The sequence below is a fragment of the Paenibacillus sp. LPE1-1-1.1 genome, assembly GCF_040676435.1.
In the GTDB taxonomy this organism is placed as follows: domain Bacteria; phylum Bacillota; class Bacilli; order Paenibacillales; family Paenibacillaceae; genus Pristimantibacillus.
The window spans coordinates 232,433-250,980 of the sequence record NZ_JBEGHY010000046.1; the positions used below are offsets into that span (position 1 = coordinate 232,433).

The 18,548-nt window shown below is 49.8% G+C and carries 14 protein-coding genes and 1 riboswitch; of the genes, 1 reads left to right on the forward strand and 13 read right to left on the reverse strand.

From position 1 onward, the window contains the following. From MRBLPE1_RS31810 to MRBLPE1_RS31840, 7 genes are all read right to left on the reverse strand, one after another. Positions 1 to 942, reverse strand: coding sequence for a type II secretion system F family protein (locus tag MRBLPE1_RS31810; RefSeq protein WP_364154182.1), 942 nt, complete (start codon positions 940 to 942; stop codon positions 1 to 3). Further along, entirely contained in the window at positions 935 to 2,278 is a 1,344-nt protein-coding gene (locus MRBLPE1_RS31815) for a CpaF family protein (RefSeq protein ID WP_364154185.1), read from the reverse strand. Before MRBLPE1_RS31815 ends, MRBLPE1_RS31810 begins: the two co-directional genes overlap by 8 nt. Beyond that, positions 2,244 to 3,455: an AAA family ATPase gene (locus MRBLPE1_RS31820; RefSeq protein ID WP_364154188.1), complete on the reverse strand. Its 1,212-nt coding sequence runs from the start codon at positions 3,453 to 3,455 to the stop codon at positions 2,244 to 2,246. The genes MRBLPE1_RS31815 and MRBLPE1_RS31820 overlap by 35 nt, the downstream gene beginning before the upstream one ends. Before the next feature lie 4 nt (positions 3,456 to 3,459). Beyond that, a complete protein-coding gene (cpaB, locus tag MRBLPE1_RS31825) occupies positions 3,460 to 4,278 on the reverse strand; it encodes a Flp pilus assembly protein CpaB (protein WP_364154191.1) in 819 nt (272 codons plus the stop codon). Positions 4,279 to 4,366: 88 nt separating this feature from the next. Further along, positions 4,367 to 4,810 (reverse strand): prepilin peptidase, encoded by a 444-nt coding sequence (locus MRBLPE1_RS31830; RefSeq protein WP_364154193.1) that lies wholly within the window; start codon positions 4,808 to 4,810, stop codon positions 4,367 to 4,369. A 472-nt stretch (positions 4,811 to 5,282) separates the two neighbouring features. Continuing rightward, complete coding sequence (locus tag MRBLPE1_RS31835; protein WP_364154196.1) at positions 5,283 to 6,515, reverse strand: aminopeptidase; 1,233 nt, start codon at positions 6,513 to 6,515, stop codon at positions 5,283 to 5,285. A 128-nt stretch (positions 6,516 to 6,643) separates the two neighbouring features. Next, entirely contained in the window at positions 6,644 to 7,600 is a 957-nt protein-coding gene (locus MRBLPE1_RS31840; RefSeq protein WP_364154199.1) for a helix-turn-helix transcriptional regulator, read from the reverse strand. Between the two features lie 136 nt (positions 7,601 to 7,736). On the opposite strand from MRBLPE1_RS31840, the gene MRBLPE1_RS31845 reads away from it, so the two are divergent. Then, a complete protein-coding gene (locus MRBLPE1_RS31845; RefSeq protein ID WP_364154202.1) occupies positions 7,737 to 8,621 on the forward strand; it encodes an SDR family oxidoreductase in 885 nt (294 codons plus the stop codon). Positions 8,622 to 8,636: 15 nt separating this feature from the next. Here the strand turns inward: MRBLPE1_RS31845 and MRBLPE1_RS31850 are convergent, their stop codons facing one another. From MRBLPE1_RS31850 to MRBLPE1_RS31875, 6 genes are all read right to left on the reverse strand, one after another. Then, a complete protein-coding gene (locus MRBLPE1_RS31850; protein ID WP_364154205.1) occupies positions 8,637 to 9,506 on the reverse strand; it encodes an SDR family oxidoreductase in 870 nt (289 codons plus the stop codon). Positions 9,507 to 9,512: 6 nt separating this feature from the next. Next, positions 9,513 to 10,322, reverse strand: a complete 810-nt coding sequence (speD, locus tag MRBLPE1_RS31855) for an adenosylmethionine decarboxylase (protein ID WP_364154207.1) — start codon at positions 10,320 to 10,322, stop codon at positions 9,513 to 9,515. A 132-nt stretch (positions 10,323 to 10,454) separates the two neighbouring features. Further along, positions 10,455 to 13,361, reverse strand: a complete 2,907-nt coding sequence (locus MRBLPE1_RS31860; protein ID WP_364154210.1) for an EAL domain-containing protein — start codon at positions 13,359 to 13,361, stop codon at positions 10,455 to 10,457. A gap of 79 nt (positions 13,362 to 13,440) precedes the next feature. Further along, positions 13,441 to 13,526: riboswitch (cyclic di-GMP riboswitch) on the reverse strand. Positions 13,527 to 13,646: 120 nt separating this feature from the next. After that, entirely contained in the window at positions 13,647 to 16,232 is a 2,586-nt protein-coding gene (locus MRBLPE1_RS31865; RefSeq protein ID WP_364154213.1) for a metallophosphoesterase, read from the reverse strand. A 5-nt stretch (positions 16,233 to 16,237) separates the two neighbouring features. Next, positions 16,238 to 17,503 carry a methyltransferase domain-containing protein gene (locus tag MRBLPE1_RS31870; RefSeq protein WP_364154215.1) on the reverse strand — a complete coding sequence of 422 codons (1,266 nt, stop codon included), beginning with the start codon at positions 17,501 to 17,503 and terminating at the stop codon, positions 16,238 to 16,240. 40 nt (positions 17,504 to 17,543) lie between these two features. After that, positions 17,544 to 18,326: a nucleotidyltransferase domain-containing protein gene (locus MRBLPE1_RS31875; protein ID WP_364154218.1), complete on the reverse strand. Its 783-nt coding sequence runs from the start codon at positions 18,324 to 18,326 to the stop codon at positions 17,544 to 17,546. Positions 18,327 to 18,548 lie beyond the last annotated feature (222 nt).

Below are 18,548 nucleotides of genomic sequence, written 5' to 3' on the forward strand. Positions count from 1 at the left end.
TCACGCCTTTATATTGGATACTTTGCGAATCATCAGGAAACCTACCGTCATCAGCAGCAGCACCACGGCTACCAGGACCATGCCGGGAACCGTGAATATCGGCATAATAAATCCTTTAAACACCATATTAAACACGACGATCAGGAAAACGGGCATTAACGCCAGCGTAAGCGCAATATAACGCGATTCCGCTGTCTGGTTGCTAATCTCTTTGTTCATGCGCTCGCGCTCCTCAAGCGTTTTCGCCAAGTGGTCAAGCGCTTGACCCAGATTGCCTCCCGCCTGCCGCTGCACGATGATCGTCTGCGTCAGCAAGCGAATGTCCTTGCTGGTAAAGCGCTCATGCACGCGCTCCAACACCAAATGCAGCGTCGTACCCATTTTGAGCTCCCTGGACATCGTTTGAAACAACAATCCCGCAGGCGGCTTCAGCTCTTTCGCTACGATATCAATTCCTTGCTGCACGCTCATGCCTGCGCGAATGCAGCTTGACATCATACGGCATACCTCGGGAAGCTGCCGGTTAATCAGCTGGCTGAACTTGCTGCTTCGGGATTTAAGCCATTGCTTCGAGCCCCAATTGGTCACAAAGTAAGCCGCAAGCAGATTGTAAGGCACACCGAGTCCCATCATCCGTTCTACGAGTATGGACAGCACCGCCCACAATACGGTCAAAATGAGCACCCAATCGAGCGGGCTCCGCATGACGTTAGAGGCAGTCAAACGGTCCTCTAAGCTCCGTCCATACTCTGTTTGCTTAAAACGCAGAGAGAGCCGATGATACATTCCCCGCGAGGCTTTGGCCTCCTCCGTATGCAGCTCATCCAGCTTGCGTTTAAGGCCGTTCATCCGTTTGCGCACGCTGCCAAGCTCATAGATGCCAAGCGTGCCGAGCGCTACGGTGAGAAATAAAACGATGCATAACCAAAGCTCGTTAGACATGGGTGACGTCCTCCTGGCCTGGCGCAAAAAAATCAATGCCAAGGTCATATCCGTAGGCCTTCAGCTTCTCATAACATTTCGGGACGTAGCCTGTGGTTTCATACCGTCCGATGCTTTTTCCCTTCGCGCTCGTGCCTGTTCTCACATAGCGGAAAATATCCACTAGCTTCAGCTCGCCCGCTTCATCCACCGCCTCGGCAACCGATACAACCTTTCGCGAGCCGTCAGACAAACGAAGCGTTTGAACGACGATCTGGATCGCGGCGGAAATGAACGGCCTGACAACCTCGGCCGTCATCGAGGTATTGCTCATCAGAATCATCGCCTCCAAACGCGACATCGCATCGCGGGGCGTATTGGCATGAATCGTCGTCAGCGAGCCTTCATGGCCGGTATTCATCGCCTGCAGCATATCCATCGCTTCTCCGCCGCGCACCTCGCCGACAATAATGCGGTCCGGCCGCATCCTAAGCGCGTTGCGCACGAGATGGCGGATCGTAATTTCACCGCTTCCCTCCATATTCGCAGGCCTTGCCTCCAAGGAGACGCAGTTTTTGCGGCCCAGGCGAAGCTCTGCCATATCCTCGATCGTAATGACGCGTTCTCCGACGGGAATGGCTGCGGATACGACGTTCAGGAGCGTGGTTTTCCCGCTGCCTGTACCGCCGGAAATCAGAATGTTCATCTTTCCGGCCGCCGCCGCCTCAAGAAACTCGGACATTTTTTTCGACAGCGATTGGAATTCAAGCAGGTTGTGCATCAAGTACGGGTCCTTCTTGAACTTTCGAATGGTCAGCACAGGTCCGTACAAAGCAATCGGAGGAATCGCGGCGTTAATCCGGCTGCCGTCTTCCAGCCTCCCGTCGACAAGCGGCGAGCTTTCATCGATCCGTCTGCCGATCGGCGCGACGATCCGGTCAATAATATGGCGGATATGCTCTTGATTTTTGAACGATATGTTCGAGAGCGTGATGGTGCCTTTTTTCTCTATGTACACTTCATTCGGGCCGTTTACCATAATCTCGGTAATATCTTCATCCTGCAGCAGCGGCTCGAGCGGTCCGTAGCCGACCGAATCATTGAGAATCATATCCAGCAGCTTTGTTTTGTCGAGCTGCGTAATAATGACCTTCTCCTGCTCCAGCATGTCGGTGATCAGCTTCTCGATCGTACGCCGCTTCTGAAAGTTGGGAAGCTTGATTAATTGATCCAGGTTCGTTTCTTTCAGGAGCCGTTCCTTGTAATGGTTAAATAAGTAGTCAATATAATCCTGGGCGGTCTTTTCTATTTTTGGCGAATCCTCAAGACGACTGCTTAGCTGATGGAAGATGGACACGGTTCACGCCCCCTTCTTGCTTGAGCAATGCTGCGGCCAGAGCCATGTAATCCTTCGCAGGGCCTTTAAGTCCCTTCACCTTCTTCTCGGTCAGAAGCGGCTTTCCAAGATTCATAGACGTTTGCACGTTGCGCTTTACGTCCTCTGACAGGACGCCGACCACAGGAATCGTCGTCATCTTCTCCAGATTCTCCAGCGTGACGTCATTTTTCTTGCTGTGCCTGTTCACCACAATGGAAAGCTTCTCCTCGTGGGTCAAATGGTATCGTTCCAAAATATCAAAAACGCCTTTCATCCGCACAATCGATGGCCGGTCCAAATGCAGCAGATACAGCACACGGTCAGCTTGGCCCAGCGCGCAGATCGAAATTTCATTGAGCTCCTTCGGTAAATCCAGCACGATATAATCAAAATGCGCGCGGCAAGCGGCGAATAAAAGCTCGATGTCCTCGCCTTTGAAATTTTCAGCCTCCTGCGGATGAGCCGGCGACAGCAGAAGATTGACATCTGAAGGGGCAAGCTTGTAGAGGACATTATCCAGCTGGCTGTATGTCAATTCCTTTAGCACGGACTTTAAGTCGCCTAAATTCCGCTCGAACTGTATGTCGAGATATTGCTGCAAGCCGCCGAATTGCATGTTCAGGTCGATGAGCAGGACACGGGCACCGGACTGAATCGCGAGCCCTTGCGCCAAATTAATGCCTGCCGTTGTCGTACCCGAGCCGCCCTTTGCGCTATATAGGGCAATGACCTGGCCGCCTTCCGAGCCTGTCGATCCGGGGACTTTGCTCCGATTCCGATTGTCCGACGTTTGACGCACGGTTTTATCCAGCAGCAGCTCGAGCTGCCCCAGCTCCTCCGGAACGCGGAGCACGTCGGATACCCCGCAGCGGTACAGCTCGCGTATTTGCTCGAAGCGGCCCTCGCGCGACATGAATATAATAGGCGCGCTGCTGTTCACTTTTTTTAATTGCTGGACGATTTGGGGAACGCTCATCTCCTCGAGAGGTTCAGCAAGGAGCACGACCCGCGGCTCCAGCGGATGCAGATGCATGTAAGCCTCTCTGGGCTTATCAATCGTTTCTCCAATGCTCAGGTTGAGAAAGTTGACATGCTGGACGAGCTGCTGCATCAGGCGGCTGTCATCCGTAATGATCGATATTTTGGCAGTGTTCACAGGCTTATTCTCCTCCCTTCGGCGGCGTAACGGCAGCTGGCGCCGTCGGTTTTACTGTCGGCTTAGCGGTTCCGGCTGCCGCAGGCTTAGCCGTTGGCTTGGCCGTTGGCTTGGCCGTTGGCTTGGCCGTTGGCTTCGGACTTGGTGCCGGCTCAGCTGCTATAGGTTCCTCGGCCATTAGAGTCTCTTGCGAGGCTTTCGCATTGCCTGTTTTGAGCAGCCGTACCTCTTTGCCGTAATTAAGTGCCCATATCAAGCTCTTCGTATCGGCAAGCTTCAAAAGCACGCCTACGGCAACCGTTTCGTCGCCGCTTTTATGCACACTGCTCACCGTTACCCCTTTGAGGAGCACCTTCGTCGTTCTGCGGTCCGCCGCCGCTTCCTTGGCACCGCCTTCCTGCTCGTAAGAAACAAGAATATCAACCTCGTCATAAGCATCGATCTGATCATCGAATACGGACATGGGCGCGCGAAGCATAACTTGGCGGTACTCTCCCGACACGAGACTGTTGTCTCTAAGCATGACAGAAGTGATAACCGCTCCTTTGGCGATCGGAACCATCGATACCTTACCGACAAGTTCGGCCGGCGATTGGATAAGAGAATCCAGCATATACTTGCGGGGAATTTGTTCTTCCGTCAGCAGGTCCTCGGTGATGAGCTGGCCCGCGGGAATGTCATTTCCCGCGACCTGAACCATAACCAGTTCTCCCATGCTTTCCTTCGTTTCCTGCATATACGTGGAGAATAAAATAACAGCGATCAATCCTAACGCAATGGATACGAATAATAATAAAAATGCGCGTCTTTTTGACTCAAACATAAATTCCCAACACTCCTGGCCTTAGTAATAAGCTTAATCTCTTCTCTCTTTTCATACTTATGTATTTCTGGTTGTTCGACGGCCTCCATCAGTAAGCCAAAGCCATGATAAGCATAGCGCTGAAAGCGATAAAGGGCGCCATCGGCAGCTCCTTCACTCTCCGTTTTTGCGGCAGCAGCTTCTGCAGCACAATAATCGGCCAAGCGATAAAGGCCGCAGCCAAAAAAGCAAACATAAACACCCAAATCCCGACCGACCAGCCTAAGCCTGCGCCGATCATCATAAAAAGCTTGATATCCCCGCCGCCGAACTGCCCTTTGCTGACCACCGCGACAAGCAAGGCGATCCCTCCCAGCCCGGCTGCCCCCGCGAGCGGCTCAAGCAAGGAAATATCCCTCGTTATGAGATGAATAACAAGAAAGGCCGCTGTACCCGGCAGGGTCACCCCATCATAAATCTTGCGGCTTCTTAAATCAGTGACGACGCAAACCAATAATAGACAGACTAACAGTACGATTAACGCCATTTGCATAGAACAAACATCATCCTGACTCGAACAGCAAGCAATTAATATCCTTTTATTTAAATGATATTAATTCCTTACATAAATTGGATTTTCAAAAATGGACGCACCACTATCTTTGATCTATTAAACACATTGAGACAATATGAAACACCATTCCTGAAATTTCTCAAAAAAAGATATCTCGGGAAGAAAACGCAAATTCTAGTGTAGCAGTGACGCAGTCTGCAAGAAATAGTCTGGATGCATCATCCTTCCCCCGCGAAAAATAGGTCCATTTCCCGACTCCAAACCACAAATAAGTGTTGTTGGTAATAATTTCTTAGTACTACTTGATCAAATTTCTTTCTCAAATTCTTATCCCGCGCCCTCTTCATGACTAAATAAAACACAAATGACCCACAAGAGGGTCACTTTTTTCCAAAGCGTCCTTCTTATGGGTCACAGATTCAATGTTGACGACAGCGCATCATTAATAGGGTTAAATAGCCCAGTTTCCTTTACGGAAGATCGGTACGACCTTGCCGTCCTTCGTAATCCCGTCGATATCCATCTCGGCCGAGCCGATCATGAAATCGTTATGCGTAATGCTTGCGTTGACGCCGCTTGCTTCCAGCTCTTCCGGGGACATCGTTTTGCCGCCCTCGATATTGAACGCATAGCCGCTGCCGATTGCAAGGTGATTCGAGGCATTCTCGTCGAACAGCGTGTTATAGAACAAAATGTTAGACTGCGAGATCGGCGACTCATGCGGGACAAGCGCAACCTCTCCCAGATAATGCGAGCCCTCGTCAATATCGACCAGCTTCTGCAAAATCTCTTGACCTTCTTCCGCCTCTACCTTCACGATACGCCCGTTCTCGAAAGTGAGCTTGAAGCGGTCGATAATGTTGCCGCCGTAGCTAAGCGGCTTCGTGCTTGAAACGTAGCCGTTCACGCCCGTTTTGAGCGGAACCGTAAACACTTCCTCCGTCGGCATATTCGCCATGAAAGGAATGTTGCTTACGTTTGTACTGCCCGCAGCGACCCAAATATGTTTCTCTGGCAGCTCAATCGTGAGGTCCGTGCCGGGAGCGGTGTAATGCAATTTTTGAAAATGGTTCTGGTTCAGCGTCTCGCCTTTGCTATGTAAGTTCGCATTATGCTCTTCCCATGCCTTCACCGGATCTTCCGCATGAAGCCTAACGGAATCAAATATCGCTTTCCAAAGCAGCTCGACGGCTTCCTCTTCGCCTGCCTCCGGGAATACCTTCGCCGCCCATTGCTTGCTCGCAGCCGCCACAACGGTCCAGCTTACCTTATCGGCTTGGATCGCTCTGCGGAATTCCTTCAGCCCTTGGCCGGATGCTTTCTGGAAGCTCGATATCCGGCTGGAATCGATGCCTTTCAGCAAATCCGGGCTCGAGGATACGATCGAGATAAACGCCGCGCCGCGTTCCACGAACGAATTGCGCTTGCCTGTCTCCCATTCGGGAAACCTTGTAAAAACTTCGTCTGCCGCCTTCTCGTATTTCAATCTGGATAACGAATCATCCGTCCAATCGACATGCACGTTGCTCGCGCCTGCCTCGTAAGCTTTGCCCGCCACCAGCCTGACTAACACGGCTTGATCAACGGCCCCAGTAATAAATACCTCTTGCCCCTGCTGTACGTTCACGCCTATTTTTACGATTAATTGTGCGTAAGTATCTAAATGATGTTCAAATCCGCTCATGATATCCTTTTCTCCCTTCATGAATGCCTCTAAGCTCACACATGCTGTCGTCTAAATTGTATCGAATATACAAGCCCACAGTCAAATTCATGCTTCCTTCCGGCTCAGATAAAACCACGTTTTGTTTATTAAAGAGCATACAGTCCATGCAGGGCTTTCACTTCTTCCCTAACCCGTTCCCGCAGCGAGGAGGGTTCAAGGACTTTAATGCGTGAGCCGCAGCTTAGAACGATTTCGAGGGCTGATTCTGCCGATTGGAATTCGACCCGTGCGGACAGCCAGCCCGGCCGACTCACGGAAGGCTCGCTCATTATTATTTTGACGTAACGCTCCCTGGTTAGTCTGGCAAGCAGGCTCTCCTGAAGCTCAATCAGAGCCGGCAGCTTCGGCAGGCTTTGCTTGAACTCGCCTATAGACTGCTCCCAATACGCAGCCAAATCAAAATCAGCCGGACGCTCGAACCGTTCCTCCAGCATGACGGCATCCTGCAGCCTTGAGATGCGGTATGTCCGCTTTCCGCCGTCTGCCTCGCCGATCAAATACCATACGCTTCGTTTGGCAACGAGACCTAAAGGCTGGACGGTTCGTTCGGCTATGCCGTCCTCGCGCGGATATTGGAAACGCAGCAGCTTCTCTTCCCACACCGCCTCCTGCACCGTCGCCAAAAAAGGCTGCGACTCCTGGACTTGATGCCAGCCCGCTCCGTCGATATGAATTTTTTGCCTCGCGAGTGCAGCGCCCCTGCTTACAGCAACGGGCGCAGCCGCGAGCAGCTTCTGAATGGCGGCATCGTAGTGCTTCGCGATCCCCAGATCATCCAGCAAAGCAGATTGATCCGCCAAAAGGACCGAAACCAGCTCATCCACCTGCATGCCGGTCAAATTTGTTCGGTAGCCCTCCGCCAAAACCCAGCCTCCGTGCAGCCCTCTTTCCGCATAGACGGGTACGCCCGCCTCGCTTAGCGATTCCATGTCGCGGATGATCGTCCGCTCGGATACCTCCAGCTTCTCTGCCAATGCCTTCGAAGTCATTTTTCCGTTATTCTGCATCAGTAATACGATCGCGATCAACCGGCTAGCCCGCATTCCCCTTGCCTCCTCCATCCGTGCATCCGTTTCAAAGTTAATTTCATTCTAGCATGAATATATGACAAGAGCTGTCGTATATCGTCTGCTAAACTGACAAAGAGTAAACAAATGAAACAAGACGGGAGAGATTGGATTGAAACCATTACACGGGAAAATCGCGGTTGTCGCCGGTGCGACACGCGGAGCCGGCCGAGGCATCGCCGCAAGCTTGGGCGAAGCGGGCGCAACGGTTTATTGCACGGGCAGAAGCATACGCGGACAGGCTTCGGACCTGAACCGGACCGAGACCATCGAAGAAACGGCTGAACTTGTCACTGCAAAAGGCGGCACCGGTATTCCAGTCAGAGTCGACCATACGGCAGAAGATGAGGTTCAGGCTCTATTCGAGCAAATCAAGAAGGAACAAAACGGACAGCTCGACATCCTTGTCAACAATATTTGGGGCGGAGAGCAGCTGACGGAATGGGAAACCCCTTTTTGGGAGCATTCCTTAAGCAAGGGGCTGCTTATGCAGGAGCGTGCCGTAAAGACACATCTCATTACGGCTTATTATGGGGCACCGCTTATGGTCGAGAGACAAAGCGGGTTGATTATTGAAGTAACCGACGGGATCGATTACCGGTACCGCGGAAGCTTATTTTACAGCTTGGCCAAAATCTCGACCATCCATCTTGCTCTAGCGATGGCAGCGGATTTAAAACCGCATGGCGTATCCGCAGTCGCCGTTACGCCGGGCTTTCTCCGCTCCGAGGAAATGCTCGAGTACTTTGGCGTAACGGAAGCCACATGGCAGGATGCCGTACACAGCGGCAAACCGCATGCCGAGCATTTCGCCCAATCGGAAACGCCTTATTACATTGGCCGCGGCATTGCTGCGCTGGCAGCAAAAAAAGACCACATGGAGAGGTCCGGGCAGGTGTTCCCGAGCTGGCAGCTGTCCGATGAATTCGGCATCATGGATGTCGATGGCAGACAGCCGCACTGGGGAAATTATGCGAAGCAGCATGGCTTCCTGTAACGTAAACGCTATCCGTTAACCGTTAACGACCTCGCCGCCGTTAATATGCATGATTTGGCCGGACATGTAGCTGGAATCGTCGCAGCCTAGGTAAACATAAGCCGCGGCCAGCTCATGCGGCTGTCCGGGTCTTTTCATCGGCGTGTCGGACCCAAACGTCGCTACGGCCTGGTCATCGAACGTCGCGGGAATGAGCGGCGTCCAGATCGGTCCGGGAGCGACGCCGTTTACGCGGATGCCTTGCTCCGCTACATTTACGGCCAGCGCTCTAGTAAAGGATACGATAGCGCCCTTCGTCGCCGAGTAATCGATCAGCAATGGATTTCCGCGATAGGCCGTGATCGACGTAGTGTTAATAATGGAACCGGATTCCTTTAAATGCGGCAGCGCTACAATCGTCAGATAGAACATGCTGAATACATTCGTTCGGAACGTAGACACCAGCTGCTCGGACGTAATATCCTCCAGCTTCTGCTGCACATGCTGCTCCGCAGCGTTGTTCACCAAAATATCAAGCTTGCCGAATTCGTTTACCGTCTGCTCGACCACGCTCTTGCAGAACGACTCGTCTCCGATATCGCCGGAAATCAACAAGCATTTTGCGCCTGCTTTCTCGACGATCTCCTTCGTCTTCTTCGCATCCTCATGCTCATTCAAATACACGATCGCAACGTCGGCGCCCTCCTTCGCGTAGGCAATGGAAACCGCTCTGCCAATGCCGCTGTCGCCTCCCGTGATAATCGCCGTTTTGCCCTTCAGCTTTCCTGCCGCTTTATACGAGTCAGACTCGTAGACCGGAAGCGGGTTCATTTCAGATTCTATACCCGGTTGTTGGTTCTGGTGCTGCGGCGGGTTTACTTGTTTTTTCGATGACGAGTTTGGCATACTGGTTCAGCTCCTTATATTTTTTCCGTAAAAGATCTCGTCCATTTCCGTCTTCAATCTTCTCGTAATTTCCTCTTGCTCCTTCACGGACAGCGTATCCTTCGTATAGCCGAACAAATAATTGTTCAGGTCAAATTGCTTCAGCTTGCATTTGGTATGGAACACATTCTCCTGATAAATATTGACGTCGATCATGTCATACAAAAGGCTTTCTTCCTTCGGTATGTAATTCTGAATCGAGTTAATATCATGATCAATAAACAGCTTATGCCCGTTTATGTCGCGAGTGAAACCCCTTACCCGGTAATCGAGCGTCATGATATCGGTATCGAAGGAATGTATCAAATAATTCAGCGCTTTAAGCGGCGAAATCTCGCCGCAGGTAGACACGTCAATGTCAGCGCGGAACGTGCTGATCCCTTCGTTCGGGTGGTATTCCGGATACGTATGGACCGTTATATGACTTTTATCCAAATGCATGACGACTGAATCAGGCAGCGGACCTGGAGACTCCTCAAACGAATCATTCGGACCGCCAGCGACTGGCCCTTCCGATACGAGCAAGGTAACGCTGGCGCCTTGCGGCTCATAATCCTGCTTGGCGATATTGAGCACATGCGCTCCGATAATATCGGATACCGTATTTAAAATTTTGGTCAGCCTATCTGAATTGTATTGCTCGTCGATATAGGCTAGATAGGCTTTGCGCTCTTCCTTCGTTCTGGTATAACAGACATCATACATATTAAAACTGAGTGACTTCGTTAAGTTATTGAAGCCATGCAGTTGAATTCGTTGTTCCGGCGTTAATTTCAAGTGCGCACTCCTCCTTTTCAATAACTACTATTTCCTTTTACCCAAAGACCGATGCGGCCAAACCCTACGCATAATAAAAAAAGCATTTCACGCTCGGTTATCGCCGAATGCAAAATGCTTTTTCTGCTTGGTTTAATTGAGTTTTTTCAATTCTTTTATACGGAGTATAGGGTCACCCACATAAATTTGCGTCTGAGGCATAACGCCGTCCCGCTGCTTAATCGCAAGAATATTTAATGCATTAACGAGCTCGTTATGCTCCTTCACTTTCAACTGAAACTGCACGCCGTATTCAAAGATATCATGCTCCACTTCATTAAACCACACGATAATGCCGTACAGCACATACAGTTGATTAGCAATCTGTGTTTTGAACATCAGCAGAATATCGCTGTTAACCGGCAGCTTAACGCCTACCATAAACCTTAAGCCGCCAGGCCCGATATTTCTAACGAGCACCTCCGTGCTTCCGAGTCTTACGCTTCTTCCCTTAAACATGGTGATCGTCATTTCTGCCAACAAACAATGCTTCAGCTCAATCCGGAAATACTGCCTGCGATTAACGACTGGCTGCTTGCTATGACTTAACGAGACAGGCTTCATCAGTGATTTATTTTTTAATAGCTGCGCGATGCTTTCCGCCTCTACCGGCCGGCTGAAATAATAGCCTTGGATTTCGTCACACTGCTGCTCCCGCAGATAGTTGAACTGCGCCTCGTTCTCGACGCCCTCCGCCACTACCTGCATGTTCAGCTCCCCTGCCAAACGAATAATGCATTGGATAATGCTCTTATTGAACGGCTCCGTCAACATCTCATCCACAAACGACTTATCGATTTTAATCGTATGCAGCGCTAAACGCTTCAATAAATAAAGCGAGGAATAACCAGTGCCGAAATCATCGAGCGATACTTTGATGTTTCTTTTCTTCAGCTCGAGCAGAAGCTCGGTCACGATCTTCTCATTGCTAATAAATGAGCTCTCCGTTATTTCGATTTCAAGTCTATCGGGGGACAAACCCGTTTCCGCCACGATTTGATCTATCATCTGCAAAATATTTTGCTTCAGCAGCTGCTGTACCGAGAAATTAACCGATATGGTAATCGGTGGCAGGCCCTTGCTCTGCCAACGCTTGCTTTGCATGCAAGCCTCGCGCAGCACCCATTCCCCAATGGGAACGATGAGCCCCGTTTCCTCTGCGATCGGAATAAATTCAGTCGGCGGCACCAGCCCCCAATCCGGATGATTCCAGCGCAGCAGCGCCTCTACGCCGACGATTTCCATCGTTTGCGCATGCACGCGAGGCATATAATGCAGGAACAGCTCTTTCTTATCCAGCGCTTTGCGCAGGTCATTGCTGAGCGAGAACAGCTTAAACGACTGCACGTTTAAAGAAGAAGAATAAGACTGCGACTGGTCTCTCCCTCTGGATTTGGCAAAATAAAGAGCGGCGTCGGCATTTTTCATCAACGACTCCACCGTGCATCCATCCTCAGGCGATTGACTGATTCCGATGCTTGCCGTGACATTCAACTCAAATTCTTCAACAACTAATTGTTCCTTAATCAAATGTATAATATGATCCGCCATATCGGCTACATCGCTTATTCTCTGTACGTTGGCAATAATAAAGGCAAATTCGTCTCCGCCAATCCGGTAGGTTACTTGTCCCTCCCGTTGCTTGCTTTTCAGCCTATGAGCGATTTTCTTGAGCAATGCATCGCCAATCGGATGCCCCAGCGTGTCGTTTATGTACTTGAAGCGATCCAAATCAATCAGCAAGATCGCTAGCTTTTGTTTAAAATATTCGCTCACCTTGAGCTGCTTGCTGAGCTGCTCCTCGAACATCCTGCGATTCGGCAGCTCCGTTAAATAGTCATGGTAAGCCAAAAAGTGATTGAGCTCCTCCGCCCTGTTCCGATCCGTAATATCCATAACAATGCCCACAATCGCCTTTTCTCCCATATGAGAAACACGGTTATAATGCACCTCGCAATGAATGACGGTACCATCCCTTTTAATTGCCCGATGAGGAAAATTCGGAAGATACTCTCCTTCCGTAAGCTGCATAACCTGAGATACGACGGCTTCCCGGTCATCCGGATGGACAGCCTTCTCCACCTCTAAGCCGACCAGCGTGTCATAGCTTAGCATCTTATTCAACTGATCGTTCGCATAGACGAATCTTTCCTTCTGCGCGACAAAAATGCCTACGATAGACTGCTCCAAAATACTGCGGTATTTGAGTTCCGATTCGATTAGAGATCGTTCAACCATCTTTTTTTGCGTAATGTCCTTGGCGATGCCATAAATGCCGATCAATTCTTGATTAACGATAATCGGAATGTTCGTTACGTTAACCTCAATGATTTGCCCGCTTTTGGTTATGCCCGTCGTATCGTAATTTTGAGGCGTAAGCGTATTCACAGTGTCCTCAAAATGCAAAATCGTCCGCTCCAAGCTCTTTTCTTCCACAAAATGATGGAAACTCCCGTGCATAATCTCATCCCGCGCATAACCAAACATTTGCTCAAGCGATGCGTTGCATGACATAAACCGACCATTCAAGTCAAACGAGAAGACCGCATCCGGGTTATTCTCGAATATGGATTTATAATGCTGCTCTTCGACAGTCAAACGATGTTCTAGGTTTTTGGTTTCCGTAACATCCTGGAGCGTGCCTATGGTTAGCGATACTTCATTGGTCTCATCCAGAACAATCGTCAGATTTTCCACAACATATCTCACTTCGCCGCTTTGGCGGACAATGCGGTACTCGCTGGTGCTCTCTTTCTTTTGTTCGACCGAGGAAAAAAATTGCCGTTTAACCCGCTCGCGGTCCTCTGGATGGATTAGATCAAAAAAGCGTTCCTGGTTCATTACAAAATCCAAATCCATCCCGTATATGAAAAACATTTGGTTCGACCATGATACTTGTTTGCTGCCATGGTCGAATTCCCAATAGCCTAAATTCGCTATTTTCTGAACGATGTCAAAGCTGTTATCATTGCCACGATAACGTTTAATATTTTGCTCCATCTATAATATCCCTTCCTATGTATAACGTATGCGGTAACCTGATGTGTTGCGGAGGAGGATATTAATAATCACTCATCCTTTTGGCAACCCAGCCACCTTTGGAAGCTTCCTTTAGGTCTGTTGGCTTTGCGTCATTATCTTTCGATAACTTTGCTATTTACTAGGACTTTTTGCTTATATAAGTATTCCATATAATACTGAGATATTCCATAGCTAATTTTTTGCTATTAAAGTTTCGAGTCAAAGAAACCTCCCGGCTAGGGAGGTCTATTAGGTCGATTATTTTTACAAACGCGGGTCGATTTCCTTCTCTTTGGCAACCTCGAACAATAGATTAGCTGCGGCAGACGTATAGCCTTCATGGCTCGGTGCTATATCCGCAAACGGAACCGCGAGCATGCTCTGCCCCAGCCTGTATTCATTCAAGGATGTGCGGAGCTTCATCGTAATGCTCTTCTGCTTGATCAGCTTATTGTATTTATGCGGAAAGCGATAATCATAGCCGTATATAATCGACATGTAGTCCTTGTTACGTACCTTCATATAAGGAACCATATAAGGCTCTGGCATCTCGGGCTTAATGACGACACCTTCCATATGGTTTTCTACCGTGAGCGTTTGGAAATACTTCTCCGCCTGCTTGCCGCTTTCGGGATCGGACAGCGAGAGCGTGATGAAAGGATCATCCGAGAGGAAACGGTACATATCCGATGTCTTCCCATCCGGGAGCGTTTCCCTTCCGTCCCCATAGACGATTTTGAGCAGTGAAAAAGGTTTGTATTCCAACTCCCCGGGCTCGGCGTAAAGCTCCAGCTGCTTCTTGTAGGTTTCATATGCCTTTTGATGCTCATCCAGCGGCACATGCTTCTCCAATAACTCATGGACATGCTTGTAGTTTTGATAGACGGTCTGGCCGTATTTTTCATTCATGGCCGCCTTGCTGAGATGGAACTGGTCCTTCTCGAAACCGCTGGACTTATATTCCTGCGCAAGCTTCGTGAATGATTCTTCGAAACCGTTCGCCTTTAGAAAGCCCAGCTCGGTTTCGAGCGCCTTCTCAATCGGCTTGAACTGGCGGTCGATTAGCCCTTCGCCAAGCGCCAGCCAAGGCAGCAGCTCTCCGTCTAGGAGCAGCATCGCGATGTCGTTTTCCTTCATATAATTTCCGAATCTTTGCAGCAGACCCGCGTAAATGCCCGATAGGTCGACCTTACTGACTTTGTACCCATTGCGGCTAACCGCAAAACAACGGTCTGCTTCGGCATGCAAATAAATATTGCATCTGGAACCCATGTATTTCGGCTGAAGCACTACTTCCTTCACGCCGCGCTCCGCAAAATAGTCCAGGCCTTTTTGCAGCGACTCGAGCTCCCTAGCCGCTTCGTCCTTATCCGCCGGCGACATCGTACCGGATATAAAGTTGATCTTATGGTTTGAGCTGTAAAGCAGTCTACGGGCCGAGTCATCATCCAGCTCCTGCACCGATACCTTGTGCTCATCCTTAAAGAGCGTGAGCAGCTCGTCATCCATCGCCTTATGCGCCGATTTTTGCGATTTGAAAAACGGCTTCGCCGCAAGCATGACCGCGCTCAGCAGGTTGCCGTGCACCGCGCCGGAATCCAAATGGATTTTATTCTTAATCCGAAAAGCGTTTTTGGCTGCAATATGGCCAAATACATGATAAGGCTGGTTCGCTGCCGCGTCTTGTTTCAGGAACAGGAGCTGCTCCTCCAGCGGAGCCGAGCGATCGATCCGGAAATTCCGCTGATGCCTGACCGAGTTCACGTCCAACTTGCCGATGTACTTGTTCTCGCAGGGCGCATGCGTGACATAGAAGGACGGCCCTCTTTTGCCCACCGTTCGGTAAAAAGGCTTGGAAAGCGAGACGAGATGATTGAATCGCCGAAGCAGCTCCTCATCCGCTTTAAGCACCTCCGTCGAATCGAAGTACGCGTGCAGCAGCTCCTCCTCGACTCCTTTAATCTCACCGCGCAGATACTTGTATACGAAGTTTTCGTGGTTGCCTAATACGAACAAAAATTGATCTTTGTTCTCATAAAGGAAATCGATAGTTTCCCGCGTTCGGTTTCCCTTGTCAATCCAATCGCCGACCAGCAAAATTTTCGCACCGCTTACCTTTCCCGTTTCAAACAGCTGATTTCCTTCTATTTGAAAGCCGCAGCTAACGAGCAGAGCCTTCAGCTCATCCACGCATTCATGGACGTCGCCTACGATAATCGTCTTCTGGTCAAGCGGCAAAATGGCGCTCAAATATTCGTCAGTATCCTCAATGATAACTTTGTACTCCGCATTTGCTTGCTTTTCAATAGGCGAATAAAAATCCTTGGCGCGCACTTTATGGATCTTGCCGTACTTTTCCCCGGAGAGCGCGCCCAGCACTTCCTTGCGCAAGCGGTTAATATGGCTCGTAATCAGCTTCTTCGAGCGCTCCGACGCATAATAATCATCCCGCTTCCGGTAGTCGAACAAAATAACCTCAAGGTTATAGTTGTTATCCTTTGCGATCTCCCGCACCTTCGCCCGGAAATGATCCGCCAAGCCCGTCGTATCAACCACGACAAACTCGGCATTGACCGGATAGGTCGTCACGAGGCGCAGCTTCTCGAACAAAAGCCGGAAAGCCTGCTCGCTCGCCTCAAGCATTACTTGATCGTATTTATCGTAAGCAGCGCCCAGCAGCTCCTGCCGGATGCTGTCAGAGGAAATGTACTGCACATTGGCATTCACGCCTTTAAGCTCATCGCGAAACCGCAGCTGCGGCATTAGAACCTCGTTCGCAAATGTCGTCTTCCCGCATTCTGTCGAGCCAATCAGCATAAAAATCGTATGGACTCTCGTTCTTATCACCATTTCGGCTATTCCCTCCGTTTCCTCAAGATCGCACCCTGCGTCGTTTGAACGCCGTTTACGCCGTCACCGACCGCAACAAAGTCGCATTCTACGTTTTGCGCTTTAACCTCTTCAAGCAGCCATTCCTGAAATGCCGTTCTTCCGAGCTCCCATTTATGATCATCATGCCGGAAATCGGTTAGCTCGTAATAAGCATTAAATTCCGAATTGGGAGTAGTCAGCACAAAATAATCGAAGTCGATATGCTCGCAAATTTGCCGGATAAGCGATCCCGCCTCCGCGAGGCTCATGTGCTCGATCACCTCGGTCAGCACAACATCCACCTGTTCCCCGTTGTACGCCTCCAGAAAGCGGTCGATGGATGGGAAGGTCGCGATGTTGTCCAGCTCCTTCGCTTTCGCCTTCCGCTGCACGATCTCGAGCAACGGCTCCTCAATATCGATCGCATAATAGCTGGCATCGATCTTGGAAGCGAACGGTATCGCATAAAAACCCTCGCCGCAGCCGACATCCACGATCGATTTATCGAACGGGAGCACGCTTCCGATATAGCTTCTCCGCTGCTGCGCCGTTCCCCCGAAGGCAAGCTGGATGGCGTAACGGTCCGTCCGCTCCAGCTCTTCCTTATACTTCTTGAATCGCTCTCTCGAAGCGAGGAAGTTGCGGGAAAACAAGCTGCGAATATAGAAAGGCGCATCGATAATTTGAATGCTCTTCACGTATTTGATCAAAATATCATCGGAAATATCGATATATTCGTCGCTGAACATGGATAGGAACAAGCACAGCACGCTGACGACATGCATAAGCTCATACAGCGATTTCCGCGTTTTTATCGTGAGCGAATAGCTTTTGTGCGCTTGATGCACCGCTTCAAACGTATAATCCGTCAGATGCTTTCCGAAAAAATCAATATACCGAAGCAGCTGGATATGAATCATATTGATATAAAAGGCATGCTCATATTCCTCCGTGTCACTGGTATGCTGCGCCTTGAGCGGCGACGCAAAAAATTCATTGATCGCTCCCAGTACGAAGAGCGGCGTGTTGTACCTTGACACATTGAGATATTCGAATTGATCCTCTCTATGCTGCTTGTAAGAAACCTCATTGTCAGCGTCCTTAAAATAAACATTGAACGTTGCTTCATCCGAATACCAGCCGTAAGCCATCCCTTTGCGGACGGCGCGCAGCAGCATGCCGGTTTGCGGATTTTTTCTAATGACGAACGAAAAGCTCGGATTCGTCGATTTCAGTTGCACGACAGCCATTCTGACCTTCCCCTTGCCTCTAAATTAACAACCTGAATCTTTAACGCCATACTTCGTTTAAAGCGCTGCGAAAAAGCTCGTCGAGCTGTTCGTCCCGCGCGCCCTCGCCTTGTCTTAGCGCAAAGGCCGTTTGTTCGAAATGAACCATCCGCTCCTCCAAATAGTCGTTAATGGCGTAAAGCCTTGGCTCATAATCGAGTTCCTCCCCTGCCTTCTTGCGTCGCAAAAGCAGTTCAATCGTGGCCCTAAGCACACTCCCTCTCGGGATGAGCGCATCCATCAAATGGTCAAATTCGATCGGCGGCATCGTATTGTAAGTCTCAATCCAGCCGCAGGCCAGGATCGGCCTCAGCACGTAAAAGTATTTTTTAATTTTCACATGCTCGCCCTGCAAGTAATCCCTGTAATTTCCCTTTGCCATATTGAGGTAATGGTACATGCATGACTTAGGCGAGAAAGTGAGCGGGGAGATTCCGCGGATTTGTGCGGCCACCGTGTATTTGGTGTAATACGGAATCGGCGATTGCAGCCATTCCAGCAGCGGCGGATTGGATTTGCGGAACAATAGAAGCGCTTTTCTCAGATCCCAGCCGTTAATGTCCAGCAGATTGCTGATCGGACGCTCGATGACGTCTCTTTTGTCAAAAATGGATAAATACCATTCGACCGGCCTGACGTAGATAAACCGGACATCGTAATCGCTGTCCTTGGAAGGAAAGCCCCATGCCCTGCTGCCTGATTCGCATGCATAAACAATCCGGACCTGCTCCTCCTGCTCGATCTTATGCAGCTCCATTAAAATATCCGTATGTATTTTGTTCATTTCACCAGCTCCTTTCTTTCACAAAAAAAGACCATGGACTATTCGTCCATGGTCTTGAAATAAGGAAAATCAGCGCATCCGCTCACATGATCGCAGCGCATGGCTCCCCTTACATCAAACAACGGGTCCGATGGGTACAGCTATTTTCGTTTTGGAGACGTAAATGGCTTAATTGACTATTTTCAAAAAATACCTTTTTTTCTAGATATTGATTTACTCGAT